We start from the raw sequence: 24,650 nt of genomic DNA, 5'->3' as shown, positions 1-24,650 counted from the left end.
TTCCGTGAGTTAGATTAAACTGTCTCAATGTTTATGGTTTGCCGATTTGTCTCAAACCAAAGGAATTAACACTAATATAGGTTTACGGTCGTTATGCGCAAAATTCTACTTACTACCGCTATGCTATTGGCTTCTGGTCAAGCACTAGCTGTTGATGAACAACCACAGGTAATGAGCAACTTTAACTATGATTACTTTGAAGCACGTATCGGTGCTAGCCCAGTAACATTTGGTGGTGCGTTCAGTAAGTCCATTCACCCGAACGCTCACGCTATAGCACGTATCGATTCAGAATTTGAAAGCGATTACGACTCAGCTGTAGGTCTTGGTTTCCACGCTCCATTAAACAACTGGGCAGACCTAACAGGTGAAATGCTAGCTCGTATCGTTCAACCTGAGAACTCAAGCTCTACTGATATCGGTATGGAAATCAACATTGGTGTTCGCCAATGGCTTGGTCCACAACTAGAAGTTGGTGGTAAAGGTGGTTACGTTTCTATCGATGACAACGATGATTGGACAGGTTCTGTTTACGCGCGTTTCCACTCTACAGAGCTTTTCTCTCTAGGCGCTGAAGCTCGTATTAACGACTTCTACGGTGACCAACTTATGTTCACTGCTCGCTTCAAGTACTAATACTTAAAGCCAAGCTAGCTCTTAACGAGCACTTAGCCTTTTGATACTTAGTCTTTTAAGAAATCCGACTAAGACAGAAACAAAAAAACCGAGGACATTCCTCGGTTTTTTTTATTGACAGTAATCTTAAGCATATAAGGCAAACTTCTTTAGTGGCAGCTCTTCAGTAATTGCTGCTTGCGTGGCTCTTGTAATAGTTTCCAGTGAATACCATCAATTGCACCCGCAAATTTCCAAAGTAGTTTTAGGTCAACATCGTTTCCGTACGCTTCGCGAACCTTATTAAACACTTCAGGTGCGCCCAACTGCATAAACATTGAAACATCATCCACACCCGCCTTTTTAACCATGCGCTCTAACGTAAGCTGCATGTTTGGTAGATCTCTTAATCTACGGCTAGCTGATGACTTCTTGAAGCTACGCTGCTGAATTGAATTATCGATTGAAGTACGAATAATACTATCCAATTCAGGATGTTCACAGGTAAACAGATCCGTAATGTCGTAATAGTTTACGGTTGCTGTTGTCTGCTTCTTTACATGACGATACTTTTCACAATCAAGATCGGTCAGTTTTTTATCTAATGATTTTCCACCTCTAATGAATAAACAACCTTCACTCAATAAAGCGAACATAGCGTCATTTTGAAAGAGGCCAATACCTCCGAACATAGAACGTTTTTGATGCTCACCAAATTGATTCACGTAATTAATAAATGCTGTCTCGGTCATATCCGTTGATCCTTAATCAAATTACCCCGATTAGGTTGATCACCAGACAAGCAGCTTGTTATGCGAAAAATTTTAAATCTATTTTTTTATTCTATAGGTGAATATTATGGTTTCGTTTTCCACCTTTAAATAAATGATACTTCGAAAAGAAAAATAAGTCTGGACTTAGTTCACATCAATCAATTGAGTATTCCGGTTTTTCATGATTGACTTCACAGTAAACTATCAAACCATGCTTGAATTTGGACACCTAGTGATACACCGGTTCAAATTATTAAAGGTTATGTAGACGGGTGAGTATTGCCTCGCAGCATCGTGGCTTGTAAAATGGCAGGACAGACCTGTTTTTACTTTTTATATGAATCATTTATCGTTTTTCTGGCTACCTCAAAATAAGACTCTTCTCTTAAAGGGTCTAGAATCAGAGTTTGCCCAACTTGTTGGACATTCTATCTCAGCGGGAAAAATAACACTTCCTCCTATCCCTAACGTTGTACTGAAGATTCAATCGCTTTGTACCCTTGAATCAACTGGGATTGCTGACGTTGCCGAGTGCTTACTCGAAGACCCAGGCCTCGCTGCTATTGTCATTCGTGTGGCTAACTCTGTCGTCTTTAACCGACGTAATATTACTTGTGTTGATATTATGACGGCGGTGTCGCGCCTTGGCATATTAAGAGTACGTGACATCGTGACGGCTCAGGCTATTGAGCAACTCAAACACTCAGTCAACCTCAGTAAAGAATGTAATAAGGTATTGGTTCAGAGCGCTTCTGTATCAAAAGAGCTGGGCGCTACTATGGTGCTTGTTACCAACAGCTTCAAAGAGCTCTCCCCTACTGAATACCGTTACCTTGAGCATGAAAAATCGCTGCTTGTTGGATTACTGGCTGATATTGGTTTGTTCTGTTTGGTTAGCGAATACCACCTCTACCTCGAAAATGGCAATTACCTAGATCACGACATCGCTCTACAAATCTTCCAAGGCCAATGTTCTGCTACCAGTAAATTGGTGCTTAACCGTTGGGGCTTCGACAGCGACTTTATTGATGTGTGCAGCAATACCATCAATAACCACGAACAGCGTGAAGTCTCTTACTTAGATATCGCTCGAATCGCTAACCACCTGCTGATGTTCAGAAACAAGGACGAGAACATCGATGATCACGAAGTTGAACTTAACGTGACAGGTGCAGAGGTGCTTTATAAATTAAGCAACTTGAGCAAACATGATTTTAATGCAAAGCTAAGCGACGTGATCAATACTAGCGGCTTCTAAGTCACTGTTAAATTACAAGTAAGTGTAATATGAAGTAAATGCAATGGGGAAAGCATGTTTACAGGGATGATCTTTATATTTGCGCCACTCGTCGTGGGGTATCTTTTTGCAATTTCGAACGCTCAGACATTAGAATTTATCAACCGCTCAACATCGCGGTTGATCTACGTGATTCTGGCGTTAATGGGACTAAGCTTAGCCGCCCTCGATAACCTAGGCAGTAACCTGCAGACAATCCTTCTATATACCGTCACTTTCTTTGTCTGCTTAAGCGTATGTAACCTAATGGCACTGCCCGCTATTGATAAGTTATTGCCACTCAAAACCGACAGTAGCAAGAAGAAGCTTCCCCTCTCTTCTATGGCGATGGAATCTGCAAAACTCATCTTAGTGGTAGGTTCAGGGCTAATCGCTGGCTTAGTGCTGCCTATTGGCCTTGATTGGGTTGATACCGCAAGCGAATGGATTCTGTTTGTTCTTCTATTCTTTATCGGCATTCAGCTGCGTAATAGCGGACTCACACTTCGTCAGATCTTACTCAACAAGCACGGTATGGTTATCGCAATCACCATTATCATCACCTCAATGTTAGGTGGTGTAATCGCGGCTTACATCCTAGATATCCCTCTGTTCAAAGCCTTGGCAATGTCTTCTGGATTTGGTTGGTACTCTCTGGCTGGTATCTTAATGGGTGACGCCTTTGGTCCTGTCTATGGTGGCGCTTCTTTCATGCTTGAGCTGTTAAGAGAGTTAGTTGCCTTGGTACTGATTCCAGTGCTAATTCGCAGCTACCCATGCACTTCCATTGGTTATGCTGGTGCGACTGCGATGGACTTCACCTTACCGGTCATTCAAACAACAGGCGGCGTTAGATGTGTGCCTATCGCTATCGTCAGTGGCTTTATCCTCAGCTTGCTTGTTCCGATATTGATGTTGTTCTTTGTATCTCTTGCTAACTAGATCGCAGGAATAGCGTTTGTTTTAGATTAGAATGCAACTCGAATACCAATGCCCAAGACACCGATACAGTTACCGAAATAAAAAGACACTAAGTGTCATTGCTCAACAAATAACGATCACGGTAACCTGTAACGACAAAGTTATAAAAAGAATAAACTTACAAAAGGAACCACTATGAAACGCCTTTGCGTCGCATTACTGCTAGCTTCAACTTCTACTTTCTCTTTTGCAGCAGATTCAATGTCTGAGACAAACCAGTGCCAAGCAAAAAAATATGATGCGTACATCGACGCTTCTTTGAATTGGTATGCCGACCTTGCTGCATTAACCTCTGAGCAATATCCAGAGCTAACAGAAGTGAGTGAGTGGTTCCTAGAAGGTCGTAAGCACCACTTTGAGCTTAACCGTGCTGCGGTTCACTACTACTTAGTAAACGACTCAAGCAAAGTGGCAACAGAGCAACCTGTAGAAGGTTGGTTGCAACTTGAGCAACACGACATTAAAACGCTATCAACACGTGATGATGAGCTTGGTAAAATCGCGAAAACAACATTCGATGACCGCCAATCAACGCCTCACGCTCAAAACTACGAACTACGTTCTGCCTTTGCAGAGCTGCTTAGTCACCCTAAGCAAATCGACTCAGCGCTGCAGCGTTACAACCAGTCGATCAGTAAACTTGAAGCGATTAAGTGTAAATAACCCCGCATTTAATATGCTTTTTTGAGAAGTTGGATTTCATAATTAAGACGGGACATTGTTCCCGTTTTCGTTTAGATTGTCCCGCTCGCGTCAATATTAGAAAAATAACTCGCTTGCTATGGTTACGGAACAAAAAACAGCAGATGTTAGCTTCGACAGTCTTCTACGTATCTTCACGGTACCTGAAGGCCCAGATTCAACACTCACTCAAATTGAAGACAAACTTTCACGAAACCTGAATCAATTCTTACGTGAACATATTGTGGCTGAAGAAAAGCCGCTGCGTGAAATTGAGAAAGATTTTTCAAATGCTCATATCCCAGAGCAGCCTGAGTTTGTTTCTGAACATACTGAGCATCTCCTCGATTCTCTTGTGTCTCATTCGGTTCACACGTCTTCGCCAAGTTTTATTGGCCACATGACCTCTGCGTTGCCGTACTTCCTGATGCCGCTTTCAAAAATCATGATTGCGTTGAATCAGAATCTAGTAAAAATCGAGACCTCAAAAGCGTTCACTCCCCTAGAACGTCAAGTTCTGGGCATGTTACATCGCCTGATTTATCAAGATAGTGACCAGTTTTATTCTCGTTGGATGCACAGCGCAAACCACTCTTTAGGTGCGTTTTGTTCTGGCGGTACCATCGCGAACATTACAGCGCTCTGGGTTGCACGTAACAACGCACTAAAAGCGCAAGGTTCGTTCAAAGGTGTAGAAAAAGAAGGCCTGTTTAAAGCCATGAAGCACTACGACTACGAAGGCCTTGCCATCTTAGTCTCTGAACGTGGCCACTACTCTCTGAAAAAAGCCGCGGATGTCCTTGGTATTGGTCAAGAAGGTCTAGTGTCTGTTAAAACAGATAACGACAACCGTATTTGTACTGATGATCTAAGACTCAAGATTGAGCAACTCAAGCAGAACAAGATCAAACCTTTCGCCGTCATTGGTGTGGCTGGTACAACCGAAACCGGTAATATCGACCCGCTAAGAGACATTGCTGAGGTGTGTGCCGAATCCGATTGTCATTTCCACGTTGATGCTGCTTGGGGCGGTGCGACTCTAATGTCTAACAATCATCGTCATCTGCTTGATGGTATTGAACTCGCGGATTCAGTCACGATTGATGCGCATAAACAGCTTTATATCCCTATGGGTGCGGGCATGGTTCTGTTTAAGAAGCCAGATGCGATGACTGCGATTGAACATCATGCTCAATACATTCTTCGTAAGGGCTCAAAAGATTTAGGCAGCCATACGTTAGAAGGTTCTCGTTCAGGCATGGCAATGCTGGTTTACGCCGCAATGCACATCATTAGCCGCCCAGGTTATGAACTGCTGATCGACCAAAGCATCAACAAAGCGCGCTACTTTGCCGACCTAATTAAAGATCAGAGCGACTTCGAGCTGGTTTCAGAACCTGAGCTTTGCCTACTGACTTATCGCTATGTCCCTGAGTCAGTCAAAGCGGCACTGCTTAAAGCTGAGCCTGAACATCGTGTCGAACTGAATGAGTTGCTCAATGAGCTGACTAAGTTTATTCAGAAGAAGCAGCGTGAAACAGGTAAGTCTTTCGTGTCACGTACACGCTTAAACCCTGAAGCATGGGTACATCAGCCAATCATCGTTTTCCGCGTGGTATTAGCAAACCCACTAACAGGCAATGACATTCTTTCGTCAGTGCTTGAAGAACAGCGTGAGATCTCTAAACTAGCACCAAACTTGATGGGCAAAATCAACAAACTGGTTACGCAAATCAACGCATAGTCATTCAATTTTAGTTGCATCAAATTGAAAATTTCTTTCTTTTTGATGTAACTAAGCTGTCAGTTCATACCCATTTTGCATTCTTTTTGCTCAAACTCTCTTCCAATTCTGTAGTTTTCTAAAATTTTGTTGAGGTTTGTCATATTCTTAAGCATTCATGCCCTGTTTTTGTATTAGTAAATAGTATGTTGGGTTTATACTGACTCTATGGTGCTAGTTAGCTTGATATCTATTTGACGCAGCAGTATTTACGAAACCGAATATACATCGGCTTTGTGTTTACTGATATTTGCTTCAGCCATACCCCCTGGTAAAAGATATTAACTAGCAAGTTGTTCTCTATACCCTTGTGAACACTATGAATACATTAGAAAAAATACAAAAAAACCTGGAAAATTTCAGCAAGTCTGAGCGCAAGGTAGCCGAAGTAATTATGGCTTCCCCTCAAACTGCAATTCATTCTAGCATTGCTACCTTAGCTAAAATGGCTGACGTGAGTGAGCCTACAGTTAACCGCTTCTGTCGTCGATTAGACACAAAGGGCTTCCCTGACTTCAAACTTCACCTAGCTCAAAGCTTGGCAAACGGTACACCTTACGTGAACCGTAATGTTGAAGAAGATGATGGTCCAGATGCTTATACGCATAAGATTTTCGAATCAACTATGGCTTGTCTAGACGTTGCTAAAAACAGTCTAGACGCGATGCAAGTAAACCGTGCTGTTGACTTGCTGACTCAAGCAAAACGCATTTCGTTCTTCGGACTGGGTGCCTCTTCTGCTGTCGCCAAAGATGCTCAAAACAAGTTTATTCGTTTTAATATCCCAATCACATGTTTCGAAGACATCGTGATGCAACGAATGAGCTGCATTAACTGCAGTGATAACGACGTTATTGTTCTTATCTCTCATACTGGCCGCACTAAAAGCCAAGTTGAGATTGCAAACTTAGCGCGTGAAAACGGTGCGACAGTTATTGCTATCACAGCAAAAGATTCTCCACTGGATAAAGCGAGCTCGTTGTCTATTTCTCTGGATGTTCCAGAAGACACTGACGTTTACATGCCAATGGCAAGTCGCGTTGTTCAGATGACGGTTATCGATGTGCTAGCGACAGGCTTTACGCTACGTCGTGGTTCTGGTTTCAGAGAGAACCTAAAGCGCGTCAAAGAGTCACTTCGTGATTCACGTTACGAGAAGTACTCTCAGTTCTAATCTGCTTAGTCATGAACTGAAAACAGATGACCAGAGAACAAGTTGAATTAAAAAAACGGAGCCTAGAGCTCCGTTTTTATTTGTCTGTATAAAATGACTTATACAACGAACAAGTTTAAGACCGTTAGATAGTCCAACTATTGCCCTTCTCAACCACGCTGTTTTCGGACGCATAAGAATTGATAATGGTAAAGCTCGACTCGACAGCTGGCTCTTGCCCAATTTGATTCATTGAAGCTCCCTCATGATGCCCTTCTCTACAACTGCACTTCTCGCATACTTGCTTCAAAATATGCACGAGCCTCTCTTGGTTAAGCGGCAAAGGGTTTCCTTTAATCGCCACTGATTTGAGCGCGTCGGCAGACACCTCATCAAACTGGGCTTCACAGACACCAAATTCCAACAAGTTGGGTAACTTAAGCGTATCAAGCACTTCCGATAACCAAGAAATTGCCTCCTCTTCTATTGCTTCTACGTTACCTGTTACTATCTGAGCGATTCGCTGATAACGCGCTAGGATGTCGCTTCTTTGCTGCTCTTTTGCAACGGCTATGTTCTCCAACATCACAAACGGCGCTAAACGCGCGGTAATCACACTATGAGGCGCAGAAATCTTACCTCCTAGTGCGGAGGCTAAACCATGGGCTGCGCCAAGCTTGGCATTAGTTATCGCCATACCACCGAGCATAGAAGCGAAAGCAAGATCAGAACGCGCTTGAGGCTCATCATAAACACACGCTTTAACCACAGAACCACTCAACTTACGCAGCCCTTCTTCACAAATCATATCGGTTAACGGATTCGGTTCACCACACACGTAGGCTTCCATTAGATGAGTAAAGGCATCCATCGCACCTCGCCCAGATAGATATAGATTGGTTCCATGAGTTAGGGTTGGGTCGACAATCGCAACGTCGGCCAGCATGTCTGGGCTTCTCAGGCTGATTTTTACTTGGTCTTGGCCTGATTTCAGCACCGCGTTTTTAGTGACCTCGGCGCCGGTACTCGCTGTGGTTGGAATTGCGATAAACGGAAGTGGTTTGGTTTTAAGAGGAACATTACGCCCGACCACTTCAACATAGTCATATAAATTGCCTTGATTAGGTAAAACCGCAGCCAACGCTTTGCCCATATCGATGGCGCTACCGCCCCCCATGGCGACAACCATATCTGGCTTAAATCGACGAGCAGAAATAGCCGCCTCTTCAACCATTTTGATATTAGGTTCACCGGAAACGGCAATGTGCTGATAACGCATACTCTGCGCATCAAGATAGTCAGTAACAATTGAAGTGCGCTCTAATGTATTGCCTGTAACCAATAGCACGCTGTAGCCATATTGATTAAAGAGAGACAATGAAGCGGAAAGTGCTCCATCACCAAAGATGATCTTTGTAGATGTCATAAATTGAAACATGGTGCCTCCTGCGCCTATGACCGAACAAAACTGCGAACTCTTGGTTATTGGAATTTAGCCTTTATATAGTGCATCAGTATTAAGATGCCTCGTTCTGTATGCGCTTTTTTTGACGAGGTGCAACTTGTCGCATTAAAGATGGATTAATGTTGTATTCTTAGGGGTAATTCACACTCTTAAATTAAGGGTAATCAATCTGAATACCCATCAGAAATCAGCATGGATCCTTTTTGTGACCATTATTTGCTCTGATAGACAAAACCTATTGTATTAAGAGGTAATTCCATCTTTATTTCCCCATGGCATTGAGGCATAGTTGGTTTTATGAAATTTTGAGTGGCATTCACTAAAGAATAGTTAACATAATCGAGTTAACGAGCCTCATCCCGTATTTAGGAGAAATTAAATGTTTGTAGTTATTTTTGGTCGCCCTGCTTGCCCATTCTGTGTTCGTGCAAAAGAGCATGCTGAAACTCTTAAAGCTAAACGCGATGACTTCAACTACCGTTACGTTGACATCCACGCTGAAGGTATCAGCAAAGCTGATCTAGAGAAGACTGTTGGTAAACCTGTCGATACAGTTCCACAAATCTTCATCGACCAAGACCACATCGGCGGCTGCACAGAATTTGAAGCATACGCAAAAGAAAACCTAGGTCTTTTCGACTAAGCTAGGATTTCTCAAACGAGAATCAGGGCTAAAGCCTTAAACAGCTGACCCATTTAGGCGTTAGACTGTACGATTTATAGAAAGCCCGCTCACTGTAGCGGGCTTTTTTATGACCAGTTTTCATACGGAATAAGAATAAGGTCAAAATCAAGTAAATTAACAAAATATTGCTTATAATTTATTTATATTTAGATACAATTCACCTCTCAAACTTACCCTGTGTTCCACGCCAATTATTGAGCGACCACCGTGAATATCGACGTTGTTTTTCTGTTAGAACAAAACCCCATTCTCCTCATCTTTGTTGTTTTATCGATTGGATTAGCCATTGGTAAAATTCGTTTCGGTAGCCTCCAACTTGGTAATTCAATCGGTGTTTTGATTACTTCCCTTATCATGGGACATCTTGGCTTTTCTTTTAACGCAGATGCGCTCACCATTGGTTTCATGCTGTTCATCTACTGTGTTGGCATTGAAGCTGGACCAAACTTCTTCGGTATCTTCTTCAGAGACGGTAAGCACTACCTCATTCTGAGCCTTGTGGTACTTTCTACCGCAATTGCCCTAACCTATTTCAGTAGTCATTACCTTGGCCTAGGCTTTGGTTTATCTGCAGGCATGATGGCAGGTGCCTTAACAGCAACGCCGATATTGGTAGGTGCTCAAGATGCTCTGAATTCTGGGCTTGCAGAATTACCAAGAAACATGGACTTGAGCCTGATTATCGAAAACCTTTCAGTCGGTTACGCGATGGCTTACTTGGTTGGCTTAATCAGTATGATTATGTTTGCTCGCTTGATTCCAAAACTTCAAAAAGTGAACCTACACGACTCGGCAGAGCAAATCGCCCAAGAACGTGGGTTAGGCGCTTCAGGTCAGCGTAAGGTTTACTTGCCCATTATTCGTGCTTATCGAGTGGGACCAGAGCTCATCTCTTGGACTGACGGTAAGAATCTGCGTGAACTGGGCATCTATCGCCAAACAGGCTGTTACATCGAGCGTATTCGACGTAATGGTATTCTTGCTCATCCAGATGGTGATGCAATTCTGCAAGAAGGCGATGAGATCGCATTGGTTGGTTTCCCAGATAGCCACGCTCGTCTAGACCCAAGCTTCCGTAACGGTAAAGAAGTTTTCGACCGTAACCTTCTCGATCTGCGTATCGTGGAAGAAGAGATCGTCGTTAAGAGTGACAGTATCGCAGGTAAGCGCCTATCAGACTTAAACCTGTCTGAATACGGCTGTTTCCTTAGCCGCGTAGTACGTGCTCAGATTGAAATGCCGATGGACTTAAACATCGTGCTTTCTAAAGGTGACGTCCTACAGGTGAGTGGTGAAAAGAGTCGAGTGCACGGCCTAGCTGAGAAAATTGGTTTCATCTCAATCCACAGCCAAATGGCGGATTTGATGGCCTTCTGTAGCTTCTTCATTTTGGGTATTTTGTTTGGTTTAATCACCATGACATTCGGTCAGGTATCGTTTGGGCTAGGTAACGCGGTTGGCCTGCTTCTATCGGGCATCATGCTTGGTTTCCTACGAGCGAACCACCCTACTTTCGGTTATGTGCCTCAAGGTGCTCTGAACATGGTCAAAGACCTCGGTTTGATGTTCTTTATGGTCGGTATCGGCTTGAGCGCCGGTGGTAAGATATTTGAGCACTTAACCCAAGTTGGCCCACAGGTAATAGGTATTGCCCTAGTAGTGAGTGTGCTGCCAGTATTCTTCGCTTACTTGGTTGGCGCTTACGTATTGAAGATGAACCGAGCTTTGTTGTTCGGTGCAATCATTGGCGCGCGAACTTGCGCTCCAGCGATGGACATCGTAAATGACCACGCTCGCTCAACGATTCCGGCTCTGGGTTATGCGGGTACTTATGCGATAGCCAATATATTGATGACCTTAGCAGGTACTTTCATCATCATAATTAGCTAGCATCTGCTGCATTAAAAGCAGCCAAGCTTAGATATTTCGAATGCACTAATTCACTTTGGGTTAGTGCATTTTTTATAACCTGTTTTAAGCGGTTCAAGCCTTCTTCCCCACTCCTGCTCTTAACTCTCTTCATCCCTTATTTCTACTCTTGTCCCCCTTCGAATCGCGGTAGCCGTATCCGCTCTTAAATCTCTTCGCATCCCGCCACTCGAATCCCATATCTGCTCTTAATCTCTTGAACCAAATAGCAGACAAAAAAATAGGCGCTCAATGAGCGCCTATTTCGTTTAGATTCGATAACTTGAATTAGATGTCAGCTACATCAAATTCAACAGCTGGGTTAACGTCAGCTTCGTAATCAACACCTTCAACACCGAAACCAAATAGCTTCAAGAACTCTTCTTTGTACTCTACGTAGTCAGTCAGTTCTTTTAGGTTCTCAGTTGTGATTTGAGGCCATAGGTTACGACAGTGATCTTGAATGTCTTCGCGAAGCTCAAGGTCATCTAGACGTAGACGGTTCACTTCATCCACTTCTGGCGCGCTGCCGTCTTCTTTGTATAGACGTTGGCTGAACATACGGAAGATCTGTTCCATACAACCTTCGTGAATACCTTCTTCACGCATCTTCTTGAACACCATAGCGATGTAAAGAGGCATTACAGGGATTGCAGAACTTGCTTGAGTCACTACAGACTTAAGAACAGCAACGTTTGCAGTACCGCCAGTTTGGCCTAGCTTCTCGTTCAGCGCTGTCGCTGCACGGTCTAGATCCATCTTAGCTTTACCTAGTGCGCCATCCCAGTAGATTGGCCACGTTAGTTCAGTACCGATGTAGCTGTAAGCAACCGTCTTACAACCGTCCGCTAGAACACCAGCTTCAGAAAGAGCATTGATCCAAAGTTCCCAATCTTCACCGCCCATTACAGTAACAGTGTCTTTGATCTCTTCTTCAGTTGCAGGCTCTACGCTTGCTTCGATGATTGTGTCTTTGTTGGTATCAACCGCAGTTGACGTGTACGTTTCGCCGATAGGCTTTAGAGATGAACGAATTACTTCGCCAGTCTCTGGCATTTTACGCACTGGAGACGCCAGTGAGTATACAACCATATCGATTTGGCCTAGATCTTCTTTGATCAGGTCAATTGTTTTCTGTTTCGCCTCGTTAGAGAAAGCATCGCCGTTCAGGCTTTTTGAATATAGGCCTTCTTCTTTAGCAAACTTGTCGAACGCTGCTGAGTTGTAGAAACCAGCTGTGCCAGGCTTTTTCTCAGTACCGGCTTTCTCAAAGAAAACACCGATAGTTGAAGCGCCGCCACCAAATGCAGCCGCAATACGTGAAGACAAGCCGTAGCCACTTGAAGAGCCAACAACTAGTACACGTTTAGGTGCGTTTGCGATTGGGCCTTGAGCTTTTGTGTAAGCAATTTGTTCTTTTACATTAGCTTCACAACCGACTGGATGTGTTGTAGTACAGATGAATCCGCGAATTCGAGGTTTGATGATCATATTCAACTTCCTTAAAAAATCAGGTTAAGGATAAAAGTTTCGTACGCAAATGGCATCTAATTTCTGTAAAAATGTGGCGAAAATGCAAGTGGTTGGAGCACTCAGTGAATATTTGCTGACTAAGTCACCATTTGTTAACGCCTCTATTGCAACTTCTACGACAAAAACAAAAAAAGGCACCTAATAAGGTGCCTTTTGTCATTTCTTTATCTAAGCAACGCTATTTAGCTTAGGTTTTAACTCTTTTCGCGTCAAAGTTTCACTGTAATCATGACTGAAGTGGTCAACTTGAATCGCTGCGTAGCGAAGTTTGTCTGCTGCAATGATTTGGTCAACTTCGTCTTGAGTAAGAACATCTGCCGCAAGTGCTTGAGCAAGTTTATCTTGCAATAGACCTTTACGAGCCACTTTGCCCTCTTTCACTGCTTTGAAGATCTTACGTTCGAGAGGCTTGATGCTGTACATCGCATTGAACGCATTCTCCATTAGGCCAACACTATCCTCTTCTTCTTTGCCTATGTAGCAAAGGTGAGTTAGACGTTCACGGTGTGCACCCGGAGTCATCAAGCTTTCTGCCAGTTGTACCGTTAGATTATCACTTGGTTTTTCAAAGTGGTTACCGACAGGGAAAACTAGACCTTTAAGTACTTTACCTACCATCTTGTTCGGGAAGTTTCTGTACGCTTCTTGTAGCGATTTAGCCGCGTTATGGAAACAGTGTTGAACCGCGTAGTGTACGTAGTCTAGGTCAGCTTGTTGACGACCTTCATCTTCATACTTCTTAAGCGCTGCAGACGCCATGTATAGGTAACTTAGACCATCACCTAGACGTGCAGAGATAAGCTCTTTACGTTTCAGTTCGCCACCTAGTGTAAGCATTGCGAAATCCGCACTCACTGCAAGCGCACGGCTCAAGCGAGTTAAGTCTTGGTAGTAAGGCTTCGTTGGACCGCTCATATCCGCTTTAATGAACTTAGAGCCTGTCAATGCCGCACCGAACGCACCAAACGTGTTCTTAGTTGCGTGAGAGATATGCTTGAACAACAAGTTATCGAAATCCTTCGCACCTTGCTTCTCATCTGGGTTTGCTGCCGCTTCCATTTCGCTTAGCACGTATGGGTGACAACGTGTCGCACCTTGACCGAAGATCATCAGGTTGCGAGTTAAGATGTTCGCACCTTCTACTGTGATAGCAACTGGAATACCTAGGTAAGGCGCAGCTAAGTAGTTCATTGGACCATCTTGAATTGCACGACCAGAGTGGATATCCATTGAATCATTCAGGATAGTACGCGCCATTTCTGTCATGTGATATTTCGCGATAGCCGTAACGATACCCGGCTTCTCTTTCATATCGAGTGAAGTAGTTGTTAGTGTACGAGTCGCTTCTAGTAGATACGTTAAGCCACCAATACGACCTAAACTCTCTGCAACTCCTTCAAACTTACCAATCGACATACCGAACTGCTTACGAACATAAGCGTATGCGCCGGTCGTTTTCGCCGTTAGGTGGCCCATCGCCGTGCCAAGTGCGGGTAATGAGATACCACGACCTGCAGACAGACATTCCACCAGCATACGCCAGCCTTTACCTGCGTAATCGGCACCACCGATTAACCATTCCATAGGAATAAATACATCGTGACCGCGTGTTGGACCATTCATAAACGCAAGACCAAGTGGGTCATGACGCTCACCAATCACAACACCTTCGTGGTCAGCCGGGATTAGCGCACAAGTGATGCCAATGTCTTCTTTGTCACCCAGTAGCTTTTCTGGATCGTGAAGTTTGAAAGCCAGACCAAGTACCGTCGCCACTGGTGCTAGTGTAATGTAGCGTTTGTTCCAGTTAAGCTTGATACCTAGCGTCTCTTTACCTTCGTGCATGCCCATGCACACAGTACCGACATCAGGGATACCACCCGCATCAGAACCCGCTTCTGGGCCTGTTAGTGCGAAACATGGGATATCTGTACCGTCAGCAAGACGAGGTAGCCAGTAGTCTTTTTGGTCTTGAGTGCCGTAGTGAGACAGCAGCTCACCAGGACCAAGAGAGTTTGGAACCATTACTGAAACCGCAGTACTGATACTGCGAGTCGCAATCTTAGTTACGATAGTTGAGTTAGCGTGTGCTGAGAATTCACGACCGCCATACTCTTTCGCAATAATTAGCGAAAAGAAACGCTCTTTGCGTAAGAAGTTCCACACCTCTTCAGGAAGGTCTCGATCTTCTTTTACAATTTGGTGGTCATCAAGCATAGCGAGCAAGGTTTCAAGCTCATTATCCATGAACGATTGCTCTTCTGCTGTCAGCTGAGGTTTTGGGTATTGGTGCAGCTTAGTGAAATCTGGTTTACCAGAAAACAGCTCTCCGTCCCACCACACGCTACCCGCTTCCATCGCTTCTTTCTCGGTGCTAGATAGTGGTGGTAGTACTTTTTTAAAGAGTTTAAAAGCTGGGTCACTTACCCATTTTTGTCTTAGAGAGCTCATAGTTCAGATCCTTTTGTTCACTATATTGGTTGTGAATGTTTCGCTTTTTATTGTTTTATTCTTCTGCTGACATGCCTGCGGCTAAATATGGAATAAGAATATCGACCACTGCCTTAGCATCTATCTTTCTGTCATAGTCATTCTCTGCAATTTCTACCAGAGCCTGACTTGATGCCATGGTGAATACACAAGTCCCTAGGGTGAAGTGTAATCGCCAAAATAACTGTTCTTGAGTGAGGTTCGGATTCGCCTTCATTACAGATGTCGTAAACAAAGAAAGTACTTCGCTGTAGCGAGTAGTAATGAACCAACGCAAGTGTCCTTGCACATCCGTATAGCCTCTGCCGATAAGTAACATGAATCGGCTTGTACCATTTGGCCTAACATCATTAAGTGCTCTTAGTGGCTGTCTCAACGACTCAAACACGTCACTCATAGAATACGTTTCGTTCAAGTTTAAGTTCACTAATGCATCTTGCAGTGCTGGCATAAATGCTTCTAAGTAACGATTGAGTACCGCACGAACCAGAGTCTTCTTATCGCCAAAGTGATAGTTCACTGAAGCTAAGTTGACATTCGCTTTACTCGTAATCGTACGTAAAGAGGTGTCATTAAAACCGTGCTCAGCAAATAAGCCTTCAGCCACATCTAAGATTTTGTCTTTGGTTGTACTTCTTGGTGCCATTTCAATCACTCGTATTAAACAACTGTTTGAAATATACGCTTAGTACATTTATTTAACAAGCAAGCAACATCACATTTTCACAAATTGGTCGTACCAGTTAATAAAACTCAGCACTAAACGATTGAATCGCTGTGTGTTTATAAAAAAAGAAAAAATAATGAATTTTCTTGGAACTGAAATGGAAATGGAGAGTCCTAAATTAGGTAGAAAACAGCGTATTTAGAAGTTTAACAGGCCGTCAAACTTGTTCTTCTCACTGCTTTCTTAATTACTGCATTTTCCTTATTAACTCCTATACTTGTATCCGCCCAAACCACGTTGGTTTGGGCTTTTTTTTGTTTGTTGTTTAGGGTGAAACCTTACTTACCCTTCTTCACAGCTACAACTACAAACTAAACAGCGCGATCGATTCTTTTTATATTGTCATTTTTTACTAAAAATCGAACTACCACGCTTGGCACATTGCTATCACTGAGATACGTATTTCAAACAACCTCCTAACCAACGTTTACCAATCTCTGCCCAAGCCGAATTCTAGCCTTGCATTTATTTTCAACACATCTACTCGAAGCTTGCCACCTGTCACAACTGGTAAATTAATCAATAGCGATAGAGACTTACATTCGAAATAAAGCCAACAAACTTAGCAATTTCTAGCAGATGTCCTAAGCTTCGTTTAATACCCTTCTCAATTAAGTAGTTAAACGCTAGTTGGGAGGAGGCGGGAGCTTTTAAAAGTAGAAGGAGACCTACTTTGAGACTGTTTAAATTACCCATCATCTGTTGCTTAGCTATTGCAACCCCACTCTCTGCTCAGACTTTAGAACAGGCTGTTGCCATTACCTTGGCTACCAATCCTGAGATAAAAAGTATTTTTAATGAGTTTGTGAGTGTACAAAAACGAAACGATGCCGCAGGTGGTGCTTATAGGCCGAGTATCGATCTTGATGCTGGTATTGGCTATGAAGGCATAAACCCTGTGCCAAACAACGGTCCTGATACCGATCTCACACGAAAGGAAGCCACCATATCCCTCACTCAGTTGTTGTGGGATGGTTCGTCGACTCTCAATGATATTGATCGTACTGCCGCAGAAGCAGAATCGGTTCGTTTGCAATTGCTCGCGGATGCCGAAGACAAAGCGCTAGAGGTCACACAGATCTACTTAGACGCAGTCAAAGCAACTGAAGTTTTAGCCCTTTCGGAAAGTAACCTCGCTATCCACAAGAAAATCTATAAAGACATCAAAAAGCGTGCAGTCTCAGGCATAGGCTCAACCGCAGATGTATCTCAGGTAGAAGCAAGGATTGCAAAAGCTCACGGCAACTTATTAGCCGCACAGAACAACCTAATTGATACCCACACCCAATTTAGAAGAATAGTGGGTCAAGAACCGCTTGGCTTAGTCTACCCAAGAGCCGATATTTCTATGATTCCTCTGTCATTATCAGACGCGCTTGTTGATGCTCTGGACCAACACCCAGTCATCAAAGTCGCGACTGCAGATGTCGATTCAGCGCACTTCCAGTACAAACAATCAAAAGGGGTTAACTACCCGACGTTCTCTATCGAGGCATCTCAATCATGGCGCGATGATGCGGGAGGCGATGAAGGTTCGAGCCAAGAGACGTTGGCAATGTTAAGAATGCGATACAACCTCTACAACGGTGGTACCGATAGTGCTAATTCAGAAGCTGCAGCTTACCAACTTAATAAAGCGAAGGATCTAAGAGATCGTGCTTATCGACAAGTGGAAGAAGGCCTTCGCCTATCTTGGAGTGCATTGGATCTGACGTTGCAACAAAAGAACTTCTTGTCTGATCACGTGGATTCGGCGTCAGAAACCGTTATCGCTTATGAGAAACAATATCGAATCGGCAAACGTACACTCCTTGACCTGCTTAACACTGAAAACGAATTGTTTGAAGCCCGTAAAGATTACTTAGATGCGCATTACTCTGAACAGTACGCTAAATACCGTGTAATGAACGCGACAGGCTCTCTATTGAACGCTCTACTGGTCGACATTCCAGACGAGTGGACAACGGCCGTGGAGTATTAATGATGAAAATACCTTACTTATTTCTTTCCGCATTAACGATAACGCTATGTGCATGCTCTAGCCAAAATGAAGAGCCCTATATAGAAACGCCAGAAGCGGAGCAAATTTCAGACCTGCAAGACGATGATAATGATGGGGTGGTCAATGCACGAGATACCTGCCCAAGTACACCTAGAGCGTCATTAGTTGATAATGAAGGTTGTGGCGAGACTATACGCTCAGAAGAAATCAGACAGCTGAACATCCTTTTTGCCAATGACTCTTATGAAGTTAACCCTATCTTCTCAGATCAAATCACTACCATGGCTGAGTTCTTAGAAACCTACCAAAGTGCATCGATAGAAATTCAAGGTTACGCCAGTAAAGTCGGCGCGAGTGAATACAACTTAGAGTTATCAAAGAAGCGCGCTCACCACGTTGAAGATGAATTATTGTCGAATGGTATAGACCCGAGCCGAGTAAGAGTTGTCGGTTACGGTGAAAACCGCTTAGAGAGCGATGGCAACGATGCTACGTCTCATGCACTGAACCGCCGAGTAACAGCCACAGTTGTCGGACTAAGCGAGCAGATCGTCGAGGAGTGGACCATATTCACCACGCTTGAAAAGTAGCGTGACATTGTCACTGTAGATGTAGAGCAAGAGTTCGAACAGCAGCTTAGCGATAAGATCAAGAAAGCCGTGATAGGGTTGCCCATCACGGCTTTTTGTTCTTTGTCGTCACATGAGCCGAGGGATGACTCATTGACTCTTCTTGCTACTCAGAAATTGACTTGTTAATCAGTGAATAGGCTCGCCGTTAAACGAGCCTACCGCTGATTATAGTTTTACTTCTTGTTGCTTTGCTGTTTTCGGTAAAGAAACGCTTAGCAGGAAGTAACCTAGAATTGCAGCTGTTGTAGATCCCATCAGGATGCCTAGTCGAGCTAGTGTGTCAAACTCTACATTCGTTGGGCCAAATGCTAGTGATGAAATAAAGATAGACATTGTAAAACCAATACCACACAGGACAGATACTGCGAAGATGTTCATAAAGTTCACACCTTCAGGGAGCTTAGCAACACCCAATTTCACCGCACCCCAGCTGAATGCAAAGATACCAAGAGGCTTACCAATCAATAGACCCATAGCGATACCAAGCGGTAGCATACCTGTTAGGCTTGAGATTGAGATACCTTCCAATGAAATACCTGCGTTTGCAAAAGCAAAGACTGGCAAGATTGCAAAAGCGACGTATGGGTGCAGAGCATGTTCTAGATGCTTCAGCGGAGAATGTTCACCTTTATTGCCTTTCAGTGGGATAGCAAAACCAATCACTACACCAGCCAGCGTTGCATGAACACCAGACTTCAATACTGCAAACCACAGAATTGCACCAACAATGAGATACACACTCAGCTTAGTTACATGCTTGTTGTTTAGCATGAACAGCACACCAGTTGCGATGAAACCAACCGTTAACGCAAGCGTTGATAGGTCGCCTGAGTAGAACAGTGCAATGATAACAACAACGCCAAGGTCATCGATAATTGCTAAAGCCAATAGGAACACCTTCAAGCTAACCGGTACACGGTTACCAAGAAGCGCCATGATACCTAATGCGAATGCAATATCAGTTGCCGCTGGGATAGCCCAACCTTGAAGCGCTTCTGGGTTACTTGAGTTAAATAGCACGTAAATAAGTGCCGGAGCTAGCATACCGCCAACGGCTGCGATAGCTGGGAAGATTGCTGTCTCTTTAGACTTTAATGCGCCTTCTAAAAGTTCGCGCTTAACTTCTAAGCCGATTAGAAGGAAGAAGACAGCCATTAAGCCATCGTTAATCCAGTGAGACACAGACATACCAAGAACGTAACTATGTAGTACACCTTGGTACATTTCGTTCAGTGGTGAGTTTGCTACAAACATTGCGATCGCCGCAGCGATGACTAGTATGATGCCGCCAGCAGATTCCATTTTAAAGAAGTCACGGATGACGTCGGTCATGATTTCGCCCTTATATTTATTATTTAAATAAACGAATAACAAAGAATAACCACGAGTTTATATCCAAGTTTAATTGATAGATAATCACTTCTTCGGATGTTTAACTTCGGTTTTTCCTACAAATACTAAACAATACGTCGTATATTCCATAATGTTGTTATGCACCATGAATTAAGTATAGATGAGATCATCGAACCTGTATGCACAATTCATTGGGGGACGCTAAAAGGCGCAGGCATAAAAAAGGCTATCAAATTATAGCCTTAGGTGTTTTTTAGTAGCCAGTTAACTGCATAAAGCCTGTCGCTTCATGGCTCCCGCTCGCCTTAATCGGCCCTTCCCAATATGGTATGACAAATGGAAGCCACATATCCCTGCGTATAATACGCGTTGTGAGGTTGATATCATGCTTAGGGACGTTAATGATCCACTGCAAAGGCATCCGTCTTCCATTCATCAACGTTGTATTTTGCAATGGTTGAATGGAAATGTCGGATTCCGTTAATTGGTAAACTTTGCCTGAGCGCGTTGCTAATGTCCCGAATATGTAAGGCAACTGTTGGTTATGACGATAGCGGTTAATGCTCAGCGCTGTGCCGTCATCGAGGTTAAATACAAACCAATCCCAACCTTGTTGGCCCACTCCAAGTAAGCCACTGCCCCACTCTTTATGTACCCACGCAGTTCCTTCCACTTCCTTGGTAACGCCGTCTAGGTTCAACACACCGCTCAACGATAAAAATGGAGCGCTGAAGTTATAAGACGCGACAGGTAATAAGTCGTGCTTTTTCTGATAACCGTTATCGCCGTTGAGCACATAGGGCCCTTTTGCAATGGTGTCGAGTTCTAGTCCAAACGTATCAGTTTGCACTTGAAGGCGTCCTGGGAATGGGGTGTTGCCGAGTGCACGCCAGTTCCAGTTATCAATCCAAAGCCTGAATGGACGATTAGTCATTCCCGCTTGGCCAATGCCGCCACGAGCCATGCGCTGTTCTTTCCATACTTTGGACTTAGAAGAGACCACTACATTTGAGATATAGACTTGAGGGCTTTGCCACCCTGGTGTTTCACGTTCGTCCGTTGCGATACGGAAAAAGCTCCACTGGACCGAATAGTCTTTACCATCATCACCTTTCAAAGACGCAAAGTAATGCCACCACTCGTGCTGAAACTCTGGGTGGAACTTAAAATCTTGTGGTAGCGACACATTGCGGTCTGGCAAAACAGGTTCGAACACATTGAAGTGTTCATTAACCAATATTGAGTTAACTTCATTCACGCCCTTTTCACCAGGATCGATGAAATAGGAGTAATAACCCCAAACACTTAAAAAGATGCCGAAGAAACTGATTAATAGCAGAGAAGACAGGATTCGTTGTCTTAACTTAGTTGAGGTATTCCGTAAAAACATACTAAAGCGCATCCCTCAGTGACTTCATCGGAGTGTTCCGAATCATTCTCATCACTGGTAAAGCACCAGCTAGCATCAATGCTGCCATGGCCCATGCAAATGTCTGCAAATAGTCCCAAGGAATCACTTGTAACTCGAGTGACCACCCAAAAGACTGCTTGATCACGATATCTACAATTAGGCTCGCTAGCGCTAATCCGAGCGGAATCGCAATTAAGGAGGAAATAAGCCCGAACACAAACAGCTGCAAACTACCTGTCAGGATCAGTTCTTTCGCCGAGACACCCAAACAGCGCTGCAAGGAAATATGCCTTTGGCGAGATACTTCACCCGCAACCGTCGCGAAGAAGATACCGAAGACGGCGATAACCAAGGTGATATTGCCTAGTGTATCTGCAATCGCGAACGTTCTATCAAACACCCGCATCGCTTGACTGTGAATATTGTTATTATCGAAAACACGCTCAGAACCAAGCCTGAATACACTTTCTAATCGGTTGCGAAGCCCTAGTGAATTCACATCGTCTTTGAGTATTACGCCAAGGCCGACATTTCCCCGCCCTGCAAACCCATACAGCCAATTTCGATGCGACATCATGACTTGATGGTAAGGGTTACCGTAATCGTAATAGACACCGACAACCTGCCAACCAGAGCCGAGACTGTCATAGAGGTCGATGTAGTCGCCAGGGCGAATCCCCAGCTTGAGAGACATCGATTCACTGATCAACACACCTTTAGAGTGATGTAAGTGATACCAGTAATTCGGAATACCTAATTTGATCGTCAGCGCTTCTAGTTCGCCTTCAGAAGGGCCTGTACTGACCACCTGAATACTACCGACTGGAGACGCAACATCTTTCTCCCAACGCCACCAAACCGAATCCACTTCAGGTTGGTCAGATAACCAATTACTCATACGAGCAGCGGCATTGTTGGTTGGGTAGATATAAAGATCGGCTGCCAAACGCTGTGTTAGCCATTTATCAGTGGTATCTCTAAAGCTACCGACCATGGTTTCTACACCAATATTGGCTGTTAAGGCCAACATAAAGGCCATCGTCGCCACGCCACGGTAACTCATACTGGAGGCTGCATCAGCAAAGAACCAGCGAGCACGAACCCAGCGCAACGAATAAGAGAGGCTGTTAAATAACTTCCACATCAAAAACGGGGTAAATAGCGCCACACTGATCAGCATTAGCGCGATAATCGCAAAACCCGTCTCTTGAGTCTGAGGGGCTTGATACACGGCGACAGCGGCAACCAAGAAGCCACAGCCAATCAATGCTTGCCAAGTAAACTCTGTACCCGCAAAGCGCATCAAAGATAAGCGAGAGGTCAAACGAATCGGTTGTGATCTAAGCAAACGCACCAATGGCCAAGCGCACGCTAAAAACGCACCAAGTAACGCCATCAATAAGCTGTAGCCGCTCCATCGCCAATTCCAGTCGATCGTTAAGCCAACGTTGGCGTCGTATAAGTCGCCTAAGCTTGAAGATACCGCTGGTAACAATTGGTTGGCTAACATGACACCGAATACATTACCGCAGATCCAGCTCAGTACGACCAATATCAACAATTCTAAGCAAAGCGCTTTAGCCAATTGCCAGCCCGATACACCTGTTTGTCTTAAGATTCCGACTAACGGTTGGCGCTGAATAAATGACAACGACATCGCTTGATAGAAAATAAATAAACCAACCACAAACGACAGCATACCCATCGCTTTTAGGTTTAAGTGGAACGCACTGGTCAGCGACTCAAGCTCTGCCTTAGAGCTACGAGAGATCGTCAAACCATTAGGTAACATATTTTTAAGACGTTCAAACTTCTCAGTGGGCATGTCTGAACAAGCAATCACTGAAAGCCCAGCACTGCGTTTAAGCATTCGGAGCAAGGAGATATCCGCAATCAACCTTGTACCATTAATCATATTATTTTGATCAACAACCACAGGACCAAGTTCAGAACCATCCATCAAAGGGATGTAATCACCGTTGTGCCATTCCATGTGTTCAGCAAGATCATCACTGACAAGGATTGGATATGGTGGCTTCATGAGGTTCAAAGCGGTGAGATCTTTTAACGCTATACCAGGTTGTAGCTGAAGCATAGAAACAGGATCTATACCGACAACCATGAAGTTTGCGCCATTTTCATCAGTGATACGATGGTGATCAAGAGGAGAACACTGTTGAAAACCTTCACGGCGAAGTTGGATATAAAAGCCTTGCGGGATTTTATTGGCGTTGTGTTTTGGTCGAATACGGTAAGGAAGAGGATTCGAAAAGAGTTTTTCGCCATGCGCATAGCTTTGCTTGGCGTGTTGGTTGATAGCAGTAACACCAACCAAAAGTGATACGCCGAGGGTTAAACCAAGCCATACCAAAATAATCTGCAGTGGGTAACGTCGATAGTGACCGAGTAGTGCCTTAACTACGGGCCATAACATGCAGTTGCCCTCCTTGCAGACGGATCCTACCATCCATATGCAGAGCTACTTTTTCACTGTGTGTTACCAACAGCAACGTACATTCTAATTGACGAGCCAAAGAGGTCAGCAAACGCATTACCGCTTCTGCATTACGCTCATCTAAACTACCGGTCGGCTCATCGGCCAGCAATATTTTTGGTTCCATATACAGCGCACGCGCAATGGCCGCACGTTGTTGTTGGCCACCAGACGCTTCTTCAGGGTAACGGCCAAGTAAAGGCATAAGATCTAAAGCAGAGAGAATCTGTCTCCAGAGACCTTTGTCTTCAGGTAAGCCTTTTAACTGGCGGCAAAAACGGATGTTATCGGCAATATTTAACGTTGGCAGTAAGTTGAATTGCTGAAAAATATGGCCAATGTTGTTTCTGCGATAAGCGGTGCGGTCACGCTCGGTTGAGTCGTGCATATTGAAGTGAGGAAAAGCGATTTCACCTGAGTCCGCTAGGTCTAAGCCCGCGATAAGATTCAGTAAAGTACTTTTACCTGAACCGCTTTCTCCCATTAATGCCAGCTGGTCACCTTGGTTTAATGTTAATTCAGCACCTTGCAAAACAGGGTGAAACTCCCCCCCGTCGACATAGCCTTTACATAGGTCTGACAGCTTTAACATTAAACAGCTCACATTAGTTAGAATTTGGAAGGAGAATCTACACTAATTCCCTGTTATGAGGAAGTATTTTGAAAGATAGATCACACGCCAACGAGA

General features: G+C 44.1%; 19 protein-coding genes. 10 read left to right on the top strand and 9 right to left on the bottom strand.

Features of this window, described 5'->3' with window-relative positions; translation table 11 throughout:
- Positions 1 to 93 precede the first annotated feature (93 nt).
- On the top strand, positions 94 to 636 hold the full coding sequence (locus AB4323_RS09935; RefSeq protein WP_017065409.1) for a hypothetical protein: 543 nt from the start codon (positions 94 to 96) through the stop codon (positions 634 to 636).
- 149 nt (positions 637 to 785) lie between these two features.
- Here AB4323_RS09935 and AB4323_RS09930 read toward each other — a convergent pair whose 3' ends face one another.
- Positions 786 to 1,367, bottom strand: a complete 582-nt coding sequence (locus AB4323_RS09930; protein WP_017060401.1) for a TfoX/Sxy family DNA transformation protein — start codon at positions 1,365 to 1,367, stop codon at positions 786 to 788.
- 358 nt (positions 1,368 to 1,725) lie between these two features.
- Between AB4323_RS09930 and AB4323_RS09925 the strand changes: the two genes are divergently transcribed.
- The 5 genes from AB4323_RS09925 to AB4323_RS09905 all read left to right on the top strand — a co-directional run bounded on the left by AB4323_RS09925 (position 1,726) and on the right by AB4323_RS09905 (position 7,283).
- Positions 1,726 to 2,646 carry an HDOD domain-containing protein gene (locus tag AB4323_RS09925; protein ID WP_017066065.1) on the top strand — a complete coding sequence of 307 codons (921 nt, stop codon included), beginning with the start codon at positions 1,726 to 1,728 and terminating at the stop codon, positions 2,644 to 2,646.
- 54 nt (positions 2,647 to 2,700) lie between these two features.
- A complete protein-coding gene (locus AB4323_RS09920) occupies positions 2,701 to 3,606 on the top strand; it encodes a lysine exporter LysO family protein (protein ID WP_017071961.1) in 906 nt (301 codons plus the stop codon).
- Positions 3,607 to 3,780: 174 nt separating this feature from the next.
- Positions 3,781 to 4,308, top strand: coding sequence for a hypothetical protein (locus AB4323_RS09915; RefSeq protein ID WP_017066066.1), 528 nt, complete (start codon positions 3,781 to 3,783; stop codon positions 4,306 to 4,308).
- Positions 4,309 to 4,426: 118 nt separating this feature from the next.
- Positions 4,427 to 6,070: a pyridoxal-dependent aspartate 1-decarboxylase PanP gene (panP, locus tag AB4323_RS09910; RefSeq protein WP_017060397.1), complete on the top strand. Its 1,644-nt coding sequence runs from the start codon at positions 4,427 to 4,429 to the stop codon at positions 6,068 to 6,070.
- 358 nt (positions 6,071 to 6,428) lie between these two features.
- Positions 6,429 to 7,283: a MurR/RpiR family transcriptional regulator gene (locus AB4323_RS09905; RefSeq protein WP_004734686.1), complete on the top strand. Its 855-nt coding sequence runs from the start codon at positions 6,429 to 6,431 to the stop codon at positions 7,281 to 7,283.
- Between the two features lie 124 nt (positions 7,284 to 7,407).
- Here AB4323_RS09905 and AB4323_RS09900 read toward each other — a convergent pair whose 3' ends face one another.
- Entirely contained in the window at positions 7,408 to 8,700 is a 1,293-nt protein-coding gene (locus tag AB4323_RS09900) for an iron-containing alcohol dehydrogenase (protein WP_017060396.1), read from the bottom strand.
- A gap of 406 nt (positions 8,701 to 9,106) precedes the next feature.
- Here AB4323_RS09900 and AB4323_RS09895 point away from each other — a divergent pair, with 406 nt between their 5' ends.
- Entirely contained in the window at positions 9,107 to 9,370 is a 264-nt protein-coding gene (locus tag AB4323_RS09895; RefSeq protein ID WP_009847069.1) for a GrxA family glutaredoxin, read from the top strand.
- Between the two features lie 249 nt (positions 9,371 to 9,619).
- Positions 9,620 to 11,302, top strand: coding sequence for an aspartate:alanine antiporter (locus AB4323_RS09890; protein WP_065584163.1), 1,683 nt, complete (start codon positions 9,620 to 9,622; stop codon positions 11,300 to 11,302).
- Between the two features lie 306 nt (positions 11,303 to 11,608).
- Here AB4323_RS09890 and fabV read toward each other — a convergent pair whose 3' ends face one another.
- The 3 genes from fabV to AB4323_RS09875 all read right to left on the bottom strand — a co-directional run bounded on the left by fabV (position 11,609) and on the right by AB4323_RS09875 (position 15,989).
- Positions 11,609 to 12,811, bottom strand: coding sequence for an enoyl-ACP reductase FabV (gene fabV / locus AB4323_RS09885; protein WP_017065406.1), 1,203 nt, complete (start codon positions 12,809 to 12,811; stop codon positions 11,609 to 11,611).
- Between the two features lie 210 nt (positions 12,812 to 13,021).
- Positions 13,022 to 15,304 (bottom strand): acyl-CoA dehydrogenase, encoded by a 2,283-nt coding sequence (locus tag AB4323_RS09880; protein ID WP_017071963.1) that lies wholly within the window; start codon positions 15,302 to 15,304, stop codon positions 13,022 to 13,024.
- A 55-nt stretch (positions 15,305 to 15,359) separates the two neighbouring features.
- Positions 15,360 to 15,989, bottom strand: a complete 630-nt coding sequence (locus AB4323_RS09875) for a TetR/AcrR family transcriptional regulator (protein WP_017065403.1) — start codon at positions 15,987 to 15,989, stop codon at positions 15,360 to 15,362.
- A gap of 754 nt (positions 15,990 to 16,743) precedes the next feature.
- Here AB4323_RS09875 and AB4323_RS09870 point away from each other — a divergent pair.
- Both AB4323_RS09870 and AB4323_RS09865 read left to right on the top strand, forming a co-directional pair.
- A complete protein-coding gene (locus AB4323_RS09870) occupies positions 16,744 to 18,051 on the top strand; it encodes a TolC family outer membrane protein (protein ID WP_065583903.1) in 1,308 nt (435 codons plus the stop codon).
- The gene (locus AB4323_RS09865; protein WP_372152288.1) at positions 18,051 to 18,662 is read left to right on the top strand and encodes an OmpA family protein; all 612 of its coding nucleotides are present in this window, start codon (positions 18,051 to 18,053) and stop codon (positions 18,660 to 18,662) included. Before AB4323_RS09870 ends, AB4323_RS09865 begins: the two co-directional genes overlap by 1 nt.
- Positions 18,663 to 18,869: 207 nt before the next feature.
- Here the strand turns inward: AB4323_RS09865 and nhaA are convergent, their stop codons facing one another.
- The 4 genes from nhaA to AB4323_RS09845 all read right to left on the bottom strand — a co-directional run bounded on the left by nhaA (position 18,870) and on the right by AB4323_RS09845 (position 24,554).
- On the bottom strand, positions 18,870 to 20,036 hold the full coding sequence (nhaA, locus tag AB4323_RS09860) for a Na+/H+ antiporter NhaA (protein WP_010441484.1): 1,167 nt from the start codon (positions 20,034 to 20,036) through the stop codon (positions 18,870 to 18,872).
- Positions 20,037 to 20,310: 274 nt separating this feature from the next.
- Positions 20,311 to 21,459, bottom strand: a complete 1,149-nt coding sequence (locus tag AB4323_RS09855) for a lipocalin-like domain-containing protein (RefSeq protein ID WP_017068753.1) — start codon at positions 21,457 to 21,459, stop codon at positions 20,311 to 20,313.
- Entirely contained in the window at positions 21,449 to 23,902 is a 2,454-nt protein-coding gene (locus AB4323_RS09850) for an ABC transporter permease (protein ID WP_102333195.1), read from the bottom strand. The genes AB4323_RS09855 and AB4323_RS09850 overlap by 11 nt, the downstream gene beginning before the upstream one ends.
- Positions 23,883 to 24,554 (bottom strand): ABC transporter ATP-binding protein, encoded by a 672-nt coding sequence (locus AB4323_RS09845; RefSeq protein WP_017060385.1) that lies wholly within the window; start codon positions 24,552 to 24,554, stop codon positions 23,883 to 23,885. The genes AB4323_RS09850 and AB4323_RS09845 overlap by 20 nt, the downstream gene beginning before the upstream one ends.
- Between the last annotated feature and the right edge of the window lie 96 nt (positions 24,555 to 24,650).

It is taken from the genome of Vibrio sp. 10N.261.52.C11 (genome assembly GCF_041471405.1).
GTDB classification, from domain to species: Bacteria; Pseudomonadota; Gammaproteobacteria; order Enterobacterales; family Vibrionaceae; genus Vibrio; species Vibrio crassostreae_C.
Note: the sequence above shows the minus strand (reverse complement) of the source record. Positions and strands in the feature narration are given on the sequence as shown.

Excerpts from the sequence above, each read along its gene's own strand:
- AB4323_RS09930 (WP_017060401.1), bottom strand. The coding sequence starts at position 1,367 with ATGACCGAGACAGCATTTATTAATTACGTGAATCAATTTGGTGAGCAT.
- panP (WP_017060397.1), top strand. The coding sequence starts at position 4,427 with ATGGTTACGGAACAAAAAACAGCAGATGTTAGCTTCGACAGTCTTCTA.
- AB4323_RS09855 (WP_017068753.1), bottom strand. The coding sequence starts at position 21,459 with ATGCGCTTTAGTATGTTTTTACGGAATACCTCAACTAAGTTAAGACAA.
- AB4323_RS09925 (WP_017066065.1), top strand. The coding sequence starts at position 1,726 with ATGAATCATTTATCGTTTTTCTGGCTACCTCAAAATAAGACTCTTCTC.
- AB4323_RS09905 (WP_004734686.1), top strand. The coding sequence starts at position 6,429 with ATGAATACATTAGAAAAAATACAAAAAAACCTGGAAAATTTCAGCAAG.
- AB4323_RS09875 (WP_017065403.1), bottom strand. The coding sequence starts at position 15,989 with ATGGCACCAAGAAGTACAACCAAAGACAAAATCTTAGATGTGGCTGAA.
- AB4323_RS09845 (WP_017060385.1), bottom strand. The coding sequence starts at position 24,554 with ATGTTAAAGCTGTCAGACCTATGTAAAGGCTATGTCGACGGGGGGGAG.
- AB4323_RS09935 (WP_017065409.1), top strand. The coding sequence starts at position 94 with ATGCGCAAAATTCTACTTACTACCGCTATGCTATTGGCTTCTGGTCAA.
- AB4323_RS09865 (WP_372152288.1), top strand. The coding sequence starts at position 18,051 with ATGATGAAAATACCTTACTTATTTCTTTCCGCATTAACGATAACGCTA.
- AB4323_RS09915 (WP_017066066.1), top strand. The coding sequence starts at position 3,781 with ATGAAACGCCTTTGCGTCGCATTACTGCTAGCTTCAACTTCTACTTTC.
- AB4323_RS09920 (WP_017071961.1), top strand. The coding sequence starts at position 2,701 with ATGTTTACAGGGATGATCTTTATATTTGCGCCACTCGTCGTGGGGTAT.
- AB4323_RS09895 (WP_009847069.1), top strand. The coding sequence starts at position 9,107 with ATGTTTGTAGTTATTTTTGGTCGCCCTGCTTGCCCATTCTGTGTTCGT.
- AB4323_RS09880 (WP_017071963.1), bottom strand. The coding sequence starts at position 15,304 with ATGAGCTCTCTAAGACAAAAATGGGTAAGTGACCCAGCTTTTAAACTC.
- AB4323_RS09900 (WP_017060396.1), bottom strand. The coding sequence starts at position 8,700 with ATGTTTCAATTTATGACATCTACAAAGATCATCTTTGGTGATGGAGCA.
- fabV (WP_017065406.1), bottom strand. The coding sequence starts at position 12,811 with ATGATCATCAAACCTCGAATTCGCGGATTCATCTGTACTACAACACAT.
- AB4323_RS09850 (WP_102333195.1), bottom strand. The coding sequence starts at position 23,902 with ATGTTATGGCCCGTAGTTAAGGCACTACTCGGTCACTATCGACGTTAC.
- nhaA (WP_010441484.1), bottom strand. The coding sequence starts at position 20,036 with ATGACCGACGTCATCCGTGACTTCTTTAAAATGGAATCTGCTGGCGGC.